Origin of the sequence: Kitasatospora sp. NPDC059646 (genome assembly GCF_042734615.1) — a bacterium.
Taxonomy (GTDB): Bacteria; Actinomycetota; Actinomycetes; order Streptomycetales; family Streptomycetaceae; genus Kitasatospora.
Genome location: NZ_JBHWDS010000020.1, coordinates 1 through 15,516, shown reverse-complemented (window position 1 = coordinate 15,516; position 15,516 = coordinate 1). Strand labels below are relative to the sequence as shown.

Here is a 15,516-nt window from a genome sequence, read left to right as displayed (position 1 = left end):
CAAAATTACCGCCGCCGGTAACACTGGTAGCATGCGTCCCATGACCGAGGGTGCGAGGGAACGCGGCAAGGCCCGCCGTCGGGAGGCGATCCTGCGGGCGGCCTACCAGCTGTTCGCGGAGCGCGGCTTCGAGGCGACCACCATCGCCGACATCGCGGACCGGGCCGAGGTGTCGGCGCGGACCGTCACCCTGTACTTCCCGGCCAAGCTCGACCTGGCGACCTGCCACCTCGCCGAGTTCACCGGCCGCCTCGCCCAGACCCTCAACGACCGCGCGCCCGGCACCAGCACCCTGGAGGCACTGGAGAGCTGGCTGCGCACCGACCTCGCCGAGCACCCCGCCGACGGCGAGCTGGACGGGCTGTGGGAGGCGATGCTCGACCGCAACCCGCAGCTGCGCGCCGTCGCCAACAGCCGCCTGGCCGAGGCGATCCAGGAGGGCGCCCGGATCTTCGCCGCCGAGCACGGCGCCGCCCCCGACGACTTCGCGCCCCGGATGGTCGCCGCCGCGGCGGCCGCCGTGGTCAGCGAGCTCTACCTGCGGCCCACCGAGGCCAACCTGGAAGCCGCCATGGCCTTCCTGGCGGCCGGCATCGCCACCCTCCCGCCCGGCCAGCTCACCTGACGACCGCTCGGGCGGGTCGGCCGACTCGCCCGACGGCCGCCCGTCGGCCCCCACCGGCCGCTCAGGCGAAGAAGCCGCCGTCCACGGCGAGCACGCTGCCGGTGATGAACGCGGCGGCGGGCGTGGCCAGGAAGACCACGGCGGCGGCGAGTTCCTCGGGCCGGCCGTAGCGCCCGAGCGCGTTCAGCGCGCGCTGGGCGTCGGCGTTCGGGCCGTCCGCGGGGTTCATCTCGGTGTTCACCGACCCGGACTGCACCACGTTGACGGTGATCCCGCGCGGCGCGAGCTCCAGCGCGGCGGCCCGGCTGTACGCGGTGACGGCGGCCTTGCCGGCCGCGTAGTCCGCGGTGCCGGGCCGGGTGGGGCGGGTGGCCAGGTTGGAGCCGATGGTGACGATCCGTCCGCCGTCGCCCAGCACCGGCGCGGCGGCCCGGATCGCGGCCGCGACCCCGCCCACGTTGACGGCGTACTGCCGTGCCAGCGCCTCCTCGTCGACCGGCTCGTCGACCCGGCCGGTGGCGATCACGCCCGCGTTGTTGACCAGCACGTCGAGCCGCCCGAAGTCCGCGGCGACGGCGGCGACCAGCTCGGCGACCTGCGCCGGGTCGCTCTGGTCGGCCCGGTACGCGGCGGCCCTGCGGCCGAGCGCCTCGATCTCCCGGACCACGGCCTGCGCGCGCGGCGCCGAACCGCTGTGACTGATCGCCACGTCCGCACCGGCCGCGGCGAGGGCCCGCGCGGTGGCGGCGCCGATGCCGCGGGAGCCGCCGGTGACCAGCGCGGTGCGGCCGGCCAGCACGTCGGGCGCGAAGGTGGCGGTGGTGAGCGTCATGGTGGATTCCCCTCCGAATTCTGTACCGTTCGGTACACAGCGGGGAAGCTACCATATCGATCGGTACAGAACTGGGCCGAGACCCTTGGAGGCAGGGCGACATGACGGGCCGTCCGCGCACGTTCGACGTCGAGGACCGACTGGAGCGCGCCATGCGGGTGTTCTGGCGGCACGGCTACGAGGGCAGCGCGCTGTCCGACTTGACGGCCGCGATGGGCATCAACCGGCCCAGCCTGTACGCCGCGTACGGCAACAAGGAGGCGCTGTTCCGACAGTGCCTGGACCACTACCGCCGCGGCCCGGGCCGGCACGTCCGGGAGTCGCTCGACCAGCCCACCGCCCGGGCGGTCGCCGAGCACCTGCTGCGCGGCACCGTCGAGGCGATCACCCGCGAGGAGGGCCCGGGCTGCCTGATGGTGCACGGGGCGCTGGCCACCGGCGAGGGCTCCGCGGCCGTCCGCGCCGACGCCGCCGCCAGGCGGGCCGAGGGCCGCGCCGCCCTCCGGGCCCGTCTCGAACGGGCCGCCGAGGCGGGCGAGTTCGCCCCCGGCACCGATCCGGCCGTGCTCGCCGACTACCTCACCACCCTCACCCACGGCCTGGCCGTCCGCGCCGCCGACGGCGCTCCGGCCGAACAGTTGCGCAGCACGGCCGAGTTCGCCCTGCGCGCCTGGCCGTCCGCCTGACGGTCCGTCAGCAGGTCGGCCCGGGGGCGCACGAACCCTCCGCCATGCGCCCGGCACACCGGGGGCAAGCACAACCGGAACAGATGATTCCGCGCGCCCCTGGTGGTCCCCGTGTCGCGGCCCCGACGATGGCTCCCGGCCCGCCGACGCCCGTCGCCGGACGACGCGTCCGGGCCGGGGCCGGGCCCTCACCCGGCCTTCGCCTGCCCGGCCGACCCGTGCGCGGTCCGGGCCACCGTCTGGAAGGACGTCCATGGCACACCGCTCCACCACCCTGCTGCGCCTGCTGGTGCCGGCGCTGCTCGCTGCCGGCGGCATCGTCCCGCTGACGGCGGGCACCGCGTCCGCCGCGACGCCGATCTGCATGAACGGCACCCTGCAGTTCGACTACCAGTCCGCCGAGGCGGGCCCCACCAAGCCGACCCTGACCCGGTCCGCCCGCAACGCCTCGGTCGAACTGTGGGGCCGGGAGAAGTCCACCGACACCGACCACAAGCTGAACACCGACACCCAGCTGACCGGTGCCGCCGACGGCTCGTTCAACCTCTGCTACACCCCGGTGACCACCACCTCGATGGACCACCTGTACGTCCGCTTCACCACCCAGAACAACCAGGTCTGGCGGGTCGTCCAGGACTCCAACAACACGCCGTACAGCTTCAACACCGCGACCCAGTCGAACGTGTCGAGCAGCGTGGCGCTCGGCACCGTCAAGCCGCCGGTCGCCACCAACCGCGCCTGGCACGCCTTCGACACCGTCAACGCGCTCTGGTCGAAGCGGGCCAACTCCACCACCCCGTGCTGGACGTCCGCCGAGGCGAACGCCGCCGCCTGCACCACGTTGAACCTGAACTGGACCTCGGGCTCCACCAGCGGCCCGTGGTACATCACCGCCTCGCACACCGTGTTCCTGTCCGACCAGGACCCGGACTCGGAGCACATGGTGCTGCACGAGGCCTCGCACTTCTTCCAGCACCGGCTGTACAAGGACTTCTGGCCGGCGAACATACCCAACTGCAACCCGCACTACATCAACTGGCCGTCCTCCGCGACCTGCTCCTGGACCGAGGCCTTCGCCGACGCGGCCGCCGCCTACGTGCTCGGCGACCAGCGGTTCGTGTTCCCGAACGGCGACGTCACGCCCTTCGTCGCCGCCGCCGGCTGGCAGACCGGCGACCAGGTGCAGGGCAACGTCGACATGGCGCTGCTGAAGCTCTGGAACACGGTGGACGGCAACTGGAACGGCACCATCGCCTCGCTGGGCGCGAACACGCCCACCACCTTCGCCGACTGGTTCAAGAACGTCCGGCTGGCCAGCGGCCTGTCCACCACCGGCGCGGCCCTGACCGCGCTCGACAGCAGCTCCATCAACTACGGCCCCACCGTGATCGACGACAACGGCTACCACGCGCTGACCAACGGCGCCGGCAACGCCCTGCAGCGCGGCGGCACCTGTAGCGGCAGCATCCCCTCGGTCGCCGAGTTCGCCGCGCTGGACACCTCCCGGGCCTCGCAGCGCTGGAAGTTCGCCTCCAACGGCGACGGCACCGTGCGGATCTACGACAGCTGCCTGATCCCGCTCTACCTGACCGCGCCGGCCAACGCGGGCGGCCAGATCACCCTCCAGGCCATCAACCTCGGCCAGGCCAACCAGAAGTGGACGGTCACCCAGAACGCCGTCGGCACCTACACCCTGAAGAACCCGGCCACCGGCTTCGTCCTCGACGGCGACGCCACCGCCGGCCACGCGGTCACCGCCACCACCGCCTCCACCGCGTACAGCCAGAACTGGGCGTCGGTCTTCTCCATCTACTAGACCGCCCGGAAAACGCCGAACCGCCCGGCTGCCGCATCAGCGGCAACCGGGCGGTTCTTCTGTCCTGACCGGCCGTCAGGCGGCCTTCGCCTCCGTGACGGCGGGCTTCGGCGCGGGGCCGGTGGCCTTCGGCCTGCGGAAGAAGAAGTACAGCGTCGGCACCAGGTACAGCAGCCACACCACGACCTGGACCACCGTCGGGTCGGGCTGGAAGTTGAACACGCCCTTCAGCAGGGTGCCGTACCAGCTGTCCACCGGAACGGTGGAGGAGATGTTGAAGGCCAGCTCGTGCAGGCCGGGGATCCAGCCGGCCTCCTGCAGGTCGTGCACGCCGTAGGCGAGGACGCCCGCGGCGACCACGACCAGCATGCCGCCGGTCCAGGTGAAGAACTTCGCCAGGTTGATCTTGAGCGCGCCGCGGTAGAACAGCCAGCCCAGCACCGCCGAGGTGAGCAGGCCGAGGATCGCGCCGACCAGCGGGTTCCAGCCGTCGCCGGTGGCCTGCACGGCGGTCCAGATGAACAGCGCGGTCTCCAGGCCCTCCCGGCCGACGGCCAGGAAGGAGGTGACGACCAGGGCGACGGTGCCCATCGCCAGCGCGGCGTCCAGCTTGCCCTGGAGTTCGCTCTTCAGGTGCCGCGCGGTGCGCCGCATCCAGAACACCATCCAGGTGACCAGGCCGACCGCGACGATCGACAGGGTGCCGCCGAGCGCCTCCTGCGCCTCGAAGGACAGCTGGTTGGAGCCGAACTGCAGCACCGCGCCGAACGCCATCGACAGTGCCACGGCACTGCCGACGCCGATCCACACCGGGCCGAGCCGGTCCTTGCGGCCGGTCTTCACCAGGTAGGCGATCAGGATGCAGACCACCAGGCTGGCTTCGAGGCCTTCTCGGAGGCCGATCAGGTAGTTGGCGAACACGGCGGTTCTCCTCGTGGGGGCGTGAGGGCGTGCGGGAGAGGGGGCGGGGGTCAGCCGAACAGGGTCTGGCCCCACCACTCGCCGGGCTTGCGGACCCCGGGCGGGCAGGCGAAGTGGGCGGATCCGACGTGCGTGATGTACTCGTTCAGCTTGTCGTTGGCCGCGAGCTTGGTCTGCAGCGGCACGAACGCCTTGCGGGTGTCGCGCTGGTACGCCAGGAAGAACAGGCCGGCGTCCAGCCGGCCGAGGCCGTCGGTGCCGTCCGTGAACGAGTAGCCGCGGCGCAGGATCATCAGCCCGTTGTTGCTGTCCGGGTGGGCCAGCCGCACGTGCGAGTCGGCCGGCATCGCGGACAGGTCGGGAGCGTCGCGCTCCTTCTGCTTGCCGTACGGGGCGCCTTCGATCTTGGTGCGGCCGAAGGTGTCCTCCTGGTCCTGCAGCGAGGCGCGGTCCCAGGTCTCGATGGTCATCCGGATCCGGCGGGCCACCAGGTACGAGCCGCCGGTCATCCAGTCCTGGCCGTCACCGGGCGCCACCCACACGTGCCGGGCGAGCGAGTCGGCGTCCGTCCCGGCGATGTTGTGGGTGCCGTCCTTGAAGCCCATCAGGTTGCGCGGCGTCTGGGAGTCGGGCGTGGTGGACGAGGTCTTGCCGAAACCGAGCTGCGACCAGCGGACGTTGACCACGCCCATGCCTATCCGGGCCAGGTTGCGGATCGCGTGCACCGCGACCTGCGGGTCGTCCGCGCACGCCTGGATGCAGATGTCGCCGCCCGAACGGTTCGCCTCCAGGCGGTCGCCCTTGAACTTCGGCAGGTCGACCAGCGCCTCGGGCCGCTTCGCCTTCAGCCCGAACCGGTCCTTGCCGTCCTTCTCGAACAGCGTCGGCCCGAACCCGATGGTCAGCGTCAGCCGGGACGCCGGCAGGCCGAGCGCCTCGCCGGTGTCGTCCGGCGGCGACTGCGGGACGACGCCGACCGCGCCGCCGCCGACCTCGCGGCCGCCCGTGATCGAGGCGGCCGCCTTGGTCCACTCCTTGAGCATCTTGACCAGCGCGTCGCGGTCCTCGGTGATCACGTCGAACGCGGCGAAGTGCAGCCGGTCCTGAACGGGCGTCGAGATCCCCGACTGGTGCTCGCCGTAGAACGGCACGTCCGGGGTCTGCGGCGCGGCGGCCGGAGCGTCGTCCGCCATGGTCGCCGCGGCCACCGTGCCCACGCCGGCCGCGCCGATCGCCACCCCCGCACCGGCCCAGCCGATGACGGCCCGTCGGCTGAGCCCGGCCCGCGGCTTCTCCGCGCCGCCGTCGGCGGAGACCGCCTGCTGCTCGTTCTCGACGTCCATCGTGCGTTCCCTCTCGGACATGACCTGCTCGTACCTGCTCGGACCCGACCTGCTGACAGCGCCTTAGCTTACGCTGCCCTTACTTCACCACGACGGCCGCGGCCAGCTTCGACAGCGGCTCGCTCAGCGCGTTCACGGCGTCGGAGAAGGTCTTCCGCTCCCCCTCGGTCACCTTGTCGTACGAGGTGTAGCTCCCGTCGGCCTGGCGGTACTTGGCCAGCAGCTCGGTGATCTTCTCGAACTCGGCGTCCAGGGTCTTCGACAGCACCGGGTCGCTCTCCGCGGCGACCGGCTTCAGCAGCTCGTAGGCCTGGCGGGCGCCCTCGACGTTGGCGGCGAAGTCCGACAGGTCGGTGTGGCTGTAGCGGTCCTCCTCGCCGGTGATCTTGTTCTTGGAGACCTCGTCCAGCAGCTCCTTGGCGCCGTTGGCCATGCCGGTCGGGGTGATCTCCGCGGCGGGGACGCGCTTCTGCCAGTCCTTCAGGTCGGTGACCAGCTGGGTGGCGAGGGTCTTCTCCTCGTCGCCGATCTTCCCGTCCACCCACAGCGCCTTCTCCAGGCGGTGCCAGCCGGTCCACTGCTGGCCGTCCTCGAGCGCGTCCTCGCGGGTGTCGGTCTTCGGGTCGATGTCGCCGAAGCTCTCCGCGACCGGCTCGGTCCGCTCCCAGCCCACCCGGGAGGCCGCGAACAGCGACTTCGCCTTCTCCACGTCCCCGGCGGTGATCGCCGCCGCGAACTGCTCCACCACCGGGATGGTGGCGTCGGCCTGCTCCTGGGCGTACTTGCGGTAGTCCGCGACCGCCTGGGTCAGCCGGTCGTCGGTCTTCACGGGGGCGCCGGACGCGGCGGTCACGGTGATCTTCTGGCGGATGCCGTCACCGGTCATGCCCGGCTTGCACGCCACCTCGTAGGTGCCGGCCTTGATCTCCGCGTTGATGCTCACCTTGGTGCCGGGGCCGATGTTCTCCCGCTCGGTGACGATCTTGTCGCCCTCGGCGTAGACGTAGACCTCGGTGGTCTTGTTGCCCTTGTTCGCCACGGCCAGCTCGACGTGGCCCGCCGGGAACGTCGTCCGCGACAGCTCGCACTTGCTGTCCGTCGCCGTGACCTGCACCGGGCCGCTGCCGTCCGCGGACGCCTTCCCGTCGTCCTTCTTCGAGCACCCCACCAACGCGGCACCCGCCACAGCGAGAACGAGGAAGGTCGCGGCAGTCGTACGGCGGGCGGGCATGCTCACTCCAGAGGCGAGGGAAGGGGGAAACACCAGTGCGGCACCCCTTCCGGAAATCCCGGTCGGACCGCCGCTCAGTAAGCTAAGGCATACCTTAGATCCCCCGCCACACCAGGGTCGACACCACCGTCGACACTCCGTCACCTGCCGACCCGTCGCTTTCGGTCAAATAACCTCCGGGGAACGCGAGTTGGCCATACATGTGACCGACGTCACGACGGGCCGCAGGCCGCACCGGAACGCGGGGACCGGGCCCACCGCCTTTACGCGCGACCGCCCCCGGGGCCCGAAGGCCCCGGGGGCGGTCGCTCACCGGAGGACCGGCGGATCCGCGGGTGCTACGCGGCGATCCGGTCGGCTCCCGCCCGGCGCCGCGCCCGGTACAGCAGCACGCCACCCGCGGTCAGCAGCCCGCCGCCGGCCAGGCCCGCCGCCGCCAGGGCGGTCGGCGCTCCCGTCTCCGGCAGGCCCCCGCCACCGCCACCGCCACCGTGCGGCGGAGCCGGAGGGGAGGTCGGACGGGGCGGCTTCCCGCACTCCTCCTTCTCAGGGCAGGCCGGCGAGACCGTGACGCACACCTCCACCGGCTTGCTGTGCACCGCCTCCCCCTGCGGATCGCGCGCCGACGCCGTCGCCGTGTTCGTCACGTGACCGGCCTTCGCGTCCTCCTCGGTCACCACGTACGTGCCGTGGCACGTCGTGCTCGCACCCGGCTCCAGCGTCGTCGCCTCGCACGACACCGACGCCACCCGGTCGTCGCTGACGGACACCTCCGTCAGCACCGTCGACCCGGTGTTCGTCACCGTGTACGTGTACGCCACCGTGTCACCGGGACGGACCGCCCCCGTCACCTCGGCCCGCTTCACCACCGACAGCGACGACGCGCCCGCGACCGTCTCCACCGTCACCTCGGCCGGCGGGCTGGTCACCTCACGCCCGTCGGGCCCGGTGCCGGACGCGTGGGCCGTGTTGGTCACATGCCCGGCCTTCACGTCGGCCTCGGTGACGACGTAGCTGCCGCGGCACGTGGTGCTCTGCCCCGGGTTCAGCGTCGTCGCCTCGCAGGTGACCGTCGACACCCGGTCGTCCGCCACCTTCACGCCGCTCACCACGCCCGTCCCCGAGTTGGTGACGGTGTACGTGTAGCTCACCGTCTCACCCACCCGGAACGGACCCGCACTGTCGGCCTTCTTCCGGAACCCGAGCTGACCGGCCCCCACCACCGGCACCGTCACCTCGGCCGGCGGGCTGGTCACCTCACGCCCGTCGGGCCCGGTGCCGGACGCGTGGGCCGTGTTGGTCACGTGACCGGCCTTCACGTCGGCCTCGGTGACGACGTAGCTGCCGCGGCACGTGGTGCTCTGCCCCGGGTTCAGCGTCGTCGCCTCGCACGTCACCGTCGACACCCGGTCGTCCGTCACCTTCACGCCGCTCACCGCGCCCGTCCCCGAGTTGGTGACGGTGTACGTGTAGCTCACCGTCTCACCCACCCGGAACGGACCCGCGCTGTCGGCCTTCTTCTGGAACCCGAGCTGACCGGCCCCCACCACCGGCACCGTCACCTCGGCCGGCGGGCTGGTCACCGCCTGTCCCTGCGGATCCGTGCCTTCCGCGTGCGCGGTGTTGGTGATGTGACCGGCCGTCACATCGGCGGCCGTCACCACGTACGAGCCGTAGCACAGCGTGCTCTGCCCCGGGTTCAGGACCGTGGCGTCGCACCGCACGGTGGTGATCCGGTCGTCGCGCACCGCGATGTCGTGCACCGCGGCCGTCCCGGTGTTGGTGACGGTGTACGTGTACTTCACCGTCTCGCCCAGGCGGAACGGGCCGGTGCTGTCGGCGGTCTTCTCGACGACCAGCAGCGCCCTCCCCAGGACGGGGACGGTCGCCTCGGCGGGCGGACTGGTCACCGTCTGCCCCTGCGGGTCGGTGCCCTCCGCGCGGGCCGTGTTGGTCACGTGACCGGCCTTCACGTCGGCCTCGGTGACGACGTAGCTGCCGCGGCACGTGGTGCTCTGCCCCGGGTTCAGCGTCGTCGCCTCGCACGTCACCGTCACCACGTGGTCGTCCGTCACCGTGAGGTGGTCGACGACCGCCGTACCGGTGTTGGTCACCGTGTAGGTGTAGGAGACGTGGTCACCCGCGTGGAACGGGCCGGCGCTGTCGGCCGCCTTCCGGATGGTCAGCTGCGCCGTGCCCGCGACCGGGACGGTGACCTCGGCGGGCGGGCTCTTCACCGCCTGCCCCTGCGGGTCGGTGCCCTCCGCGTGCGCGGTGTTGGTCACGTGACCGGCCGTCACGTCGGCGGCCGTCACCACGTACGAGCCGCGGCACAGCGTGCTCTGACCCGGGTTCAGCGTCGTCGTGTCGCACGTCACCGAGGAGACGCGGTCGTCCACCACGGTCAGGTTGTGCACCGCAGCCGTGCCGGTGTTGGTGACGGTGTACGTGTAGTCCACCGTCTCGCCCAGGCGGAACGGGCCCGCGCTGTCGGCCGTCTTCTCGATGACCAGCAGCCCTTCGCCGACCACCGGGACGGTCGCCTCGGCGGGCGGACTGGTCACCGTCTGCCCCTGCGGGTCGGTGCCCTCCGCGTGCGCGGTGTTGGTGACGTGACCCGCCGTCACGTCGGCGGGCGCGATCACGTACGAGCCGCGGCAGGTGGTGCTCTGCCCCGGGTTCAGCGTCGTCGCCTCGCACGTCACCACCGCCACGTGGTCGTCCGCCACCGTGAGGTGGTCGACGACCGCCGTCCCCGTGTTGGTCACGGTGTACGTGTAGGAGACGGTGTCACCGGCGTGGAACGGGCCCGCACTGTCCGCCGTCTTGCGGAGGGTCAGCTGCCCGACGCCGACCACCGTGACGGTGGCGTCGGTCGGCGGGCTCGTCACCTCGCGGCCCTGCGGGTCAGTGCCTTGCGCGTGCGCGGTGTTGGTGACGTGACCGGCCGTCACGTCCGCGGCCGTCACCACGTACGAGCCGTGGCACAGCGTGCTCTGACCCGGGTTCAGCGTGGTCAGGTCGCAGGTCACCGTGCCGATGTGGTCGTCCGTCACGGTGAGGCTGTTCACCGCGGCCGTGCCCGCGTTGGTGACGGTGTAGGTGTAGTTCACCGTGTCACCCAGCCGGAACGGGCCCGCGCTGTTCGCCACCTTCTGGAGGGTGAGCTGGGCGTCGCCCACGATGTGGATCGTGGCCTGGCCCGGGGGGCTCTGGACTGCCTGGCCCTGCGGGTCCGTGCCGTTCGCGTGCGCGGTGTTGGTCACGGAGCCGGCCGTCACGTCCGCCGCGGTGATCACGTACGTGCCGTGGCAGAACGTGCTCTGACCGGGGTTCAGGGTCGTCGTGTCGCAGGTCACCGTGCCGATGTGGTCGTCGGTCACGGTGAGGTTGTTCACCGTGGCCGTGCCCGTGTTCGTCACCGTGTAGGTGTACGGGACGGTGTCGCCCACACCGAACGGGCCCGCGCTGTCGGCCGCCTTCTCGATGACCAGCAGCGCTTCGCCGACCACGGGGACGGTCGCCTCGGCCGGCGGGCTGGTCACCGTCAGGCCCTCGGGGTCGGTGCCCTCCGCGTACGCGGTGTTGGTGACGTGACCGGCCGTCACGTCCGCGGCCGTCACCACGTACGAGCCGCGGCAGGTCGTGCTCTGGCCGGGGTTCAGCGTGGTCGTGTCGCAGGTCACCGTGGCGACGTGGTCGTCCGCGACGGTCAGATTGTGCACCGTCGCCGTACCGGTGTTGGTCACCGTGTACGTGTAGGAGACGTGGTCACCCGCGTGGAACGGGCCGGCGCTGTCGGCCGCCTTCCGGATGGTCAGCTCCGCGGTGCCCACCACCGGGACGGTCGCCACGGTCGGCGGGCTCGTCACCTGCTGGCCGAGCGGGTCGGTGCCCTCCGCGTGCGCGGTGTTGGTCACGTGACCGGCCGTCACGTCGGCGGCCGTCACCACGTACGAGCCGCGGCACAGCGTGCTCTGACCCGGGTTCAGCGTCGTCGTGTCGCAGGTCACCGAGGAGACGCGGTCGTCCACCACGGTCAGGTTGTGCACCGCGGCCGTCCCGGTGTTGGTGACGGTGTACGTGTAGTCCACCGTCTCGCCCAGGCGGAACGGGCCCGCGCTGTCGGCCGTCTTCTCGATGACCAGCAGCCCTTCGCCGACCACCGGGACGGTCGCCTCGGCGGGCGGGCTGATCACCGTCCGCCCCAGCGGGTCGGTGCCCTCCGCATGGGCGATGTTCGTCACGTGACCGGCCTTCGCGTCCTCCTCCGTCACCACGTACGAGCCGTGGCACAGCGTGCTCTGGCCCGGGAAGAGGTCCGTCACGTCGCACGACGTCACGACGATCCGGTCGTCCGCGATCGTGAGGGCGTGGACGGGTGCGGTACCGGTGTTGGTGACGGTGTACGTGTAGGGCACCTTGTCGCCCGCGTGGAACGGGCCCGCGCTGTCGGCCCTCTTCTCGATGGCCAGCACCGCCTCGCCCTCCACCGGGACGCTCGCCTCGGCGGGCGGGCTGTTGATCTCCTGGCCCTGGTCGTCGACACCGCTCGCGTGGGCGATGTTGTACACCTTGCCCAGCTCCGCATCGGCCGGCGTGACCATGTACAGACCGTGGCACAGCGTGCTCTGACCCGGGCTCAGGACCGTGATGTCGCAGGTCACTCCGGCGATGTGGTCGTCGTGCACCGTGATGTTGTGGAGCACCACCGTGCCCGTGTTGGTGACGGTGTAGGTGTAGGGCACCAGGTCGCCCACCTGGAACGGGCCGGGGCCGTCCGCGATCTTCTCGATCCCCAGCGCCCCGACGCCCTTCACCTCGGCGGTCGCCTCGGCGGGCGGCGTGACGTGCTCACTGCCGTCGGGGCCCCTGAAGGCGGCGAAGACGATGTTGGTGGTGGTCTCGGTGATGCCGGGGAGCTCGCAGAAGACCTCGTGGACGGCGCCGGGGGGCAGGTCGAACACTCCGGCCGCCGCCGCGCAGGACGGGGTGACGTCGTCGGTCAGGGTGATGCCGTTGACCTCGACCGGGCCGGGGTTGATGACGGTGATCCGCCAGAAGGCGGTCGCTCCCGGCGGGACGGTGGTCACGGGACCCCAGGGGCCCGGACCGCCGGGACCGCAGTCACCGGGCGAGTCGGAGGTGCAGACCTCCTTGACGACATTGAGGACCGGCGCGCACTCGGGGCTCGGAGCCACCTGCAGCGTCACGGTGTTGGAGGTGACCGGCGGCTGGCCGTTGGTGACGGCGGTGGCGTGGTCGGAGACGGAGGTGACGGCGCAGTCGGTCGCCACCTTGGTCTCGTAGCAGATCTGCGGGGCGTCGCCGACGAAGCCGACCTGCATCAGCGGGTGGTTGTCGGGGGTGAAGGAGCTGCCGCTGGTCAGGGTGAGGTTGGCGACCACCTGGATCGGCGAGTCGGCCACCGGGACGGACGAGATGTCCGCCGTGCCGGTCGCCGGGTCGAACGGGAAGGTGCCGACCACGGTGCCGTCGGCCGCGTACACGGTCACCGAGGACTGGGTGAAGTCGACGGTGGTCGGGTCGATGCCGATGAGGCTGACCGCTCCGTAGGACCTGACGTGCCCGGTCGCCCCGTCGCAGTAGAACGCGGCGGGGTTGACGGTGCTCTGCGCCTTGGTCTTCAGGCAGGGCGAGGCGCCGGTGACGGGGTCGAGCGTGAACAGGTAGCCGGTGTCGCCCAGGCTGTACTTGCACTGCCCGTCGTAGGCGTAGCCGTACGGGCTGGTGTTGCCGCCGTTGACGTTGGGCGGGCCGTTGACGATGCCGTTGGTGCCGTACTGGGCGCAGGGCGCCTGGGTCGTCCAGTCGTAGCAGTACGAGGTGCTGTTGAGGGTCGGCGTGTTGCCCTGGTAGATCCAGAGCGGGAACTCGGTCTCCAGGTGGCCGTTGGGGGCGGTGATCGTCAGCGGCACCTGGTAGTTCGCCTCGCCGGGGGCGGCGTTGGTGCTGACCAGGGTGGTGAGGCCGGGCGGTGCGGCGATCGGGTTGCCGGTGAGGTCGAAGCAGACGACGGTGCCGACGGCCGGGTTCACCTCCTGGTAGACGCCGCCGACGATCGTGCAGACGCCGGTGACGGCGCCGGCCGGGTTGTACATCTCGAAGACGTTGTCGGCCCGGGCGGGCGCGCTGCCGGTCGGGGTGACCACGGTCCTGGGGGTGGCCCACCCGGCGCACGCGGCGTTGGTCGACGGGTCGAAGCAGGACATCACCGTCGGCTCGGGGGCCGGTGTGTTGTCGGTGACGTAGATCTTTCCGTTGATCGTCCGCATGATGCCGGCGTAGTCGCCGCTGAACACGACCTGGCCCTCGTTGGGGGGGAGGCCGATGTCGAAGGTCCCGCAGGGCGCGTTGGCGGCGGCGTCGTAGCAGAGGATCTCGCCGGTGCCGGAGACCGCGTAGAGGAGCCCGTTCGGCGCCTGGACGACGCCGCCGACGACCAGTCCGCTGCCGGTCTGGAGGGGGGTGAAGCCGCAGCTGGCCTGGGCCTGGAGGTCGATGCAGCCGACGCCGATCAGCCCGAACGTGACCCGGCTGATCGCCGCGTAGTACAGCTTGGAGCCGATCTGCACGTAGGTCGGGGTGCGGGTGCTGCCGAGGTCGCCGGTGGTGGCGCCGGGCTCCGAGGAGTTCAGCGCCCGGGGCCAGGTCGCCGGCGTCCCGTCGGGGGCGGGGCAGGGCCCGTTGGTGAGCAGGTCGGTGCAGACCACGCTGGCCTGGTTGGAGAAGCCGTGGTGGTAGATGTTCCAGACCTCGGGCGTGGCGACGCCGTTGATCGTGGCGGTGTACAGGATGGGCGTGAAGCCGTCGCCGCCGGTGGCGGTGTTGACCGGGGTGAACGGCGGCGGGATCTGGACCACCTGGCCGGTCGCGGGCGAGGCGAGCATCGGGTTGCGGGCCTGGACGGCGTTGGTCGCGGGGCCCTGGTCGGTGCCGGTGAAGGTGGCGCCGCCGTCGGTGGACCACTGCTTGGTGAAGCCGGGCGGGGCCTGGAGCGTGCCGGGCACGTACGTCTGGCTCTCGGGGGCGCTGCCCGGTCCGCCCTGGATCACGTCGGTGATGGTGGCGTCGACCGGGACACCGTCGGGGTTGGTCGCGGAGACCACCCAGCGGACGGTGTCGCCGTGCGCGGTCTGGGTGGTGCTGCCGGTGGCGAGGTCGGTGCCGGTCTTGGACAGGGTCACGGGCTGCTGGCGGCCGGCCCGGTCGCCCGCGGCCGTGTGCGCGGCCGAGGTCGGGTGGGCGGTGGCGGGTCCGGCGAAGGAGGCCGACGCCGTGGCGAACGCGAGGGCGAGCGGCAGCAGTGCGCGGGCGACGCGGCCGCGGATCGCCGTCGGCCCGTGGCGTCCGTGTGTGCGTTCGCAAGGGGGTCGGCGACGTCTCATGACGGTTCCTCTCGGTCGGGCAGTCGGGCCACACGGAGTGACGGCGAGGGCGGCGAGGGCGGGCCGCAGCCCGCGATTCGCACACACAACGCCTATAGATGTCACTCACAGCGACCGAACAATCCGACATTCCGCCTGAAACGTCGTCAATTAACGCCAGTAGCCCATCGACCGGGCCCGCTCCCCCGCCCCGGGCCACGGTCCTTCGCACAGGCGTTCCCTGACTCGGCATCAGAGAGCTCCGGCGCGCGGAGGAGCGGGCATGGGGAAGGGGCGCGGTTCCCCGCGCCCCCGGTGGTGCCGCCCGCTGCCCGTTACGGCAGGTTGCGGGCCATCACGATGCGCTGGACCTGGTTGGTGCCCTCGTAGATCTGCGTGATCTTCGCGTCGCGCATCATCCGCTCCACCGGGTAGTCCCGCGTGTACCCGTACCCGCCCAGCAACTGCACCGCGTCCGTCGTGACCTCCATCGCCACGTCCGACGCGAAGCACTTCGCCGACGCCCCGAAGAACGTCAGGTCCCCGTCACCGCGCTGCGACTTCGCCGCCGCCGCGTACGTCAACTGCCGCGCCGCCTCCAGCTTCATCGCCATGTCCGCCAGCATGAACTGCACGCCCTGGAACTCCGCGATCGCCTTCCCGAACTGCTTGCG

At 71.6% G+C, this 15,516-nt stretch carries 9 protein-coding genes; 3 read left to right on the top strand and 6 right to left on the bottom strand.

Features of this window, described 5'->3' with window-relative positions; genetic code table 11:
- The first annotated feature begins 40 nt into the window (after positions 1-40).
- A complete protein-coding gene (locus ACFV1L_RS16435; RefSeq protein ID WP_380366415.1) occupies positions 41-625 on the top strand; it encodes a TetR/AcrR family transcriptional regulator in 585 nt (194 codons plus the stop codon).
- A gap of 61 nt (positions 626-686) precedes the next feature.
- Here ACFV1L_RS16435 and ACFV1L_RS16430 read toward each other — a convergent pair whose 3' ends face one another.
- Positions 687-1,457 (bottom strand): SDR family NAD(P)-dependent oxidoreductase, encoded by a 771-nt coding sequence (locus ACFV1L_RS16430; RefSeq protein ID WP_380366413.1) that lies wholly within the window; start codon positions 1,455-1,457, stop codon positions 687-689.
- Positions 1,458-1,558: 101 nt separating this feature from the next.
- Here ACFV1L_RS16430 and ACFV1L_RS16425 point away from each other — a divergent pair, with 101 nt between their 5' ends.
- Together ACFV1L_RS16425 and ACFV1L_RS16420 are read left to right on the top strand one after the other, a co-directional pair.
- The gene (locus tag ACFV1L_RS16425) at positions 1,559-2,143 is read left to right on the top strand and encodes a TetR/AcrR family transcriptional regulator (RefSeq protein ID WP_380366411.1); all 585 of its coding nucleotides are present in this window, start codon (positions 1,559-1,561) and stop codon (positions 2,141-2,143) included.
- A gap of 253 nt (positions 2,144-2,396) precedes the next feature.
- Positions 2,397-3,959, top strand: a complete 1,563-nt coding sequence (locus ACFV1L_RS16420; protein WP_380366409.1) for an RICIN domain-containing protein — start codon at positions 2,397-2,399, stop codon at positions 3,957-3,959.
- Positions 3,960-4,034: 75 nt separating this feature from the next.
- Here the strand turns inward: ACFV1L_RS16420 and efeU are convergent, their stop codons facing one another.
- The 5 genes from efeU to ACFV1L_RS16395 form a co-directional block, all read right to left on the bottom strand.
- A complete protein-coding gene (efeU, locus tag ACFV1L_RS16415; protein ID WP_380366407.1) occupies positions 4,035-4,880 on the bottom strand; it encodes an iron uptake transporter permease EfeU in 846 nt (281 codons plus the stop codon).
- Positions 4,881-4,930: 50 nt separating this feature from the next.
- Positions 4,931-6,223 carry an iron uptake transporter deferrochelatase/peroxidase subunit gene (gene efeB / locus ACFV1L_RS16410; RefSeq protein ID WP_380366601.1) on the bottom strand — a complete coding sequence of 431 codons (1,293 nt, stop codon included), beginning with the start codon at positions 6,221-6,223 and terminating at the stop codon, positions 4,931-4,933.
- A 79-nt stretch (positions 6,224-6,302) separates the two neighbouring features.
- A complete protein-coding gene (gene efeO / locus ACFV1L_RS16405; RefSeq protein ID WP_380366406.1) occupies positions 6,303-7,454 on the bottom strand; it encodes an iron uptake system protein EfeO in 1,152 nt (383 codons plus the stop codon).
- A gap of 338 nt (positions 7,455-7,792) precedes the next feature.
- A complete protein-coding gene (locus ACFV1L_RS16400) occupies positions 7,793-14,863 on the bottom strand; it encodes a hypothetical protein (protein ID WP_380366405.1) in 7,071 nt (2,356 codons plus the stop codon).
- A gap of 314 nt (positions 14,864-15,177) precedes the next feature.
- The coding region (locus ACFV1L_RS16395) for an acyl-CoA dehydrogenase family protein (RefSeq protein WP_380366403.1) at positions 15,178-15,516 on the bottom strand (339 nt) is incomplete at its 5' end.

What these genes read in the sequence shown, in the direction of transcription:
- ACFV1L_RS16435 (WP_380366415.1), top strand. Translation starts at nt 41, where the DNA reads ATGACCGAGGGTGCGAGGGAACGCGGCAAGGCCCGCCGTCGGGAGGCG.
- ACFV1L_RS16430 (WP_380366413.1), bottom strand. Translation starts at nt 1,457, where the DNA reads ATGACGCTCACCACCGCCACCTTCGCGCCCGACGTGCTGGCCGGCCGC.
- ACFV1L_RS16425 (WP_380366411.1), top strand. Translation starts at nt 1,559, where the DNA reads ATGACGGGCCGTCCGCGCACGTTCGACGTCGAGGACCGACTGGAGCGC.
- ACFV1L_RS16420 (WP_380366409.1), top strand. Translation starts at nt 2,397, where the DNA reads ATGGCACACCGCTCCACCACCCTGCTGCGCCTGCTGGTGCCGGCGCTG.
- efeB (WP_380366601.1), bottom strand. Translation starts at nt 6,223, where the DNA reads ATGGACGTCGAGAACGAGCAGCAGGCGGTCTCCGCCGACGGCGGCGCG.
- efeO (WP_380366406.1), bottom strand. Translation starts at nt 7,454, where the DNA reads ATGCCCGCCCGCCGTACGACTGCCGCGACCTTCCTCGTTCTCGCTGTG.
- ACFV1L_RS16400 (WP_380366405.1), bottom strand. Translation starts at nt 14,863, where the DNA reads ATGAGACGTCGCCGACCCCCTTGCGAACGCACACACGGACGCCACGGG.